The organism is Archangium sp., assembly GCF_036389735.1.
Lineage (GTDB): Bacteria > Myxococcota > Myxococcia > Myxococcales > Myxococcaceae > Archangium.
The window spans coordinates 1-2,158 of the sequence record NZ_DASVWK010000473.1 but is presented as its reverse complement, the minus strand read 5'-3'; the positions used below and the strand labels follow the sequence as shown (position 1 = coordinate 2,158).

The 2,158-nt window shown below is 69.7% G+C and carries 2 protein-coding genes and 1 pseudogene; all 3 read right to left on the bottom strand.

Annotated features, from left to right (window positions below):
• Window positions 1-1,008, bottom strand: a 1,008-nt coding sequence (locus tag VF794_RS16905; protein WP_331111630.1) for a DNA ligase, incomplete at its 3' end; no start/stop codon positions are given.
• A gap of 132 nt (window positions 1,009-1,140) precedes the next feature.
• Window positions 1,141-1,665 (bottom strand): class I SAM-dependent methyltransferase, encoded by a 525-nt coding sequence (locus tag VF794_RS16900; protein WP_331111632.1) that lies wholly within the window; start codon window positions 1,663-1,665, stop codon window positions 1,141-1,143.
• A gap of 60 nt (window positions 1,666-1,725) precedes the next feature.
• Window positions 1,726-1,809, bottom strand: a pseudogene (locus tag VF794_RS16895) (DNA-binding response regulator); the annotation flags it as partial.
• Window positions 1,810-2,158: the final 349 nt, after the last annotated feature.

Here is a 2,158-nt window from a genome sequence, read left to right as displayed (position 1 = left end):
GGACAACTCCTGGTAGCGGAAGGTGATGATGGTGCCCAGGGCGGGCGGGTTCTCGCGCTCCTGATCCGACAGGCCCGTGCCCACGGAGAAGCGGGTGCCGTCGCGCAGCTCCACCTCCAGCGCGCCCAGCCGGCCCTTGTGTCGGCCCGCGCCCGCGGCGTGCCCCACCACGCGCGCCTCGTCGTCCTTGAAGCTCTTCACCTTCAGCAGCGTGTGCGAGCGGCCGGGCTCGTAGCGCGAGCCGGGCTTGCGCAGCATCAGCCCCTCGCCCCCGAGCCCCTCCACCCGCGCCAGCTCCTCGCGCAGGTGCGCCACGCTCCGGCAGGGCTCGTGCTGCAGCCACTCGGCGTAGGGCGGCGCCACGTCCTCCACGTACTGCTGGCAGTGCGCGAGCCGCTCCTCGAAGGGCGCGTCCATCCCCGGCGCGTCGAAGACGACGAAGGCCAGCTCCTTCCAGTCATCGCTCCGGTCCTGCCGCCGCACGATGCTCACCGTGCGCTGGAACTTCTTGCGCCCGCCGAACAGCTCCCCGTCCAGCGGGTAGTCCGGCAGCTTCGCGGTGAACCAGTCGGGCGCGAAGAACGGGTTGCCCTGGCGGGAGAAGAACTGCTTCCCATCCCAGTAGGCGCGCACGCCGTCGAGCTTCTCGCTCATCCACCAGCCCGTCAGGTCGACGTCGTTCTCCCAGGAGTGCGCCAGCAGCAGCGGCGGGGCGGTGACGGCGTCGGACTCCGCGCCCACGACCGTGTTCGCGCCGGACTTGGGACGGACGTTGCGAGCCGCCGGCCGGGCCGGAGCGCTGGTGTCCGAGGCGCCCACCCGGGCGTCCTCCGCCGCATCCCCCCGGACCTTGCGCAGGTGCTTGCACGAGCGCCGCTCGATGGCGATGGACTGGTTGCGCCATGCCGGACACGAGCACGAGTACACGCCGCCGGTGTTCTTCAGGATGTACGGCTTGGAGCCAGAGCCCTTCACTTCAACCTGGGCGCCGTCCGCGATGTCCGCCACGAGTCCCTCCCTTGGTGCGCCGCGATTCCCTCTCGGCGACGAGGAGAAACATATCCCCTGGGTCTGACATGAGCGGAGGACCGGAGAGGATGGATGGGAGGCCTGACTTCCGAGGGAAGTGGGACCCGGGGATTACCCTCCAGGTCCGGTGTCCGCGGGCCCGGCGCCGCCCGGCACCTCGTAGAGGTAGATGGGGGTGCGGTACAGGTCGTCGACCACCCGCGTCTGGACGGGCTTCCACCCTCGGAGGGCGAAGGTGTGGCTGAGGATGCGCGTCCCCGGGGCGAGCTCCGCGGACAGCTTGGGCGCCAGGCGCGTCATGGCCCCGGGGAAGAGGTAGCAGACGACGGCCGAGGCCCCCGAGAAGCTCGCGCGGAAGAAGTCCTCGCGCAGGAGCTGGAGGTTGGGTCGGGGAGCGAGCCGCTGACGTAGCCTCGCGAAGGCGTACGGCACGGGGGACAGTTCGAAGGCGACTACCCGGGCGCGCGGGCAGCGGTCCGCCAGCGCGAAGGCCAGCGTGCCCCAGCCCGAGCCCAGCTCCAGGACGGTGCCCTCCAGGTCCTCGGGCAGAAGGGAAAGCAATTGGCGGCGCACCCGGCCCGAGGTGGGCATGGGGGAGATGCCGGTGCGCAGCGTGTGGAGGACGATGGACAGCATCCCCCCCAGGAGGACGGCCAGCAGCAGCAGGTAGAGGAGGGTACCAGCCGTGCTCACGGCCAGCTTGCGCATGAGGCTGGAGACGAAGTTGTCCACCGTGTGCGGGTCCACGACCACGTCCCGGCCCCACACCGCGTCGGCGAGGAGCAGGAGGACACAGCAGAGGAGACTTTGGAGCACGGGCTTCATCGTTGAGGCCACCTCGGGCATCGGGATGCGATCCATCATCCAAAGGCGGCCCGCATGGTGCCTCATGTGGGGCTCCGCTCTTCATCATGGTTTCATCACGGCCGCCGGGCAGGAGGGCGAGCGAGGGTCGTGCTACCTTCGCGGTAACCGGCGCCCTCGGAGCGCTCGCCACATGTGGGAGGGGACATGGAAAATCAGAAGAAGGTCATCGCGTTCGTCGTGTATCCGGAGGTGACGCCCTTGGATCTCGTGGGGCCGCTCCAGGTGCTCAAGCCCCTGGAGAACTTTGGGCCCTTCGAGGTCG

Bases quoted from the DNA above. Each gene is read 5' to 3' on its own strand.
- VF794_RS16900 (WP_331111632.1), bottom strand. From the start codon at position 1,665: ATGCTGTCCATCGTCCTCCACACGCTGCGCACCGGCATCTCCCCCATG.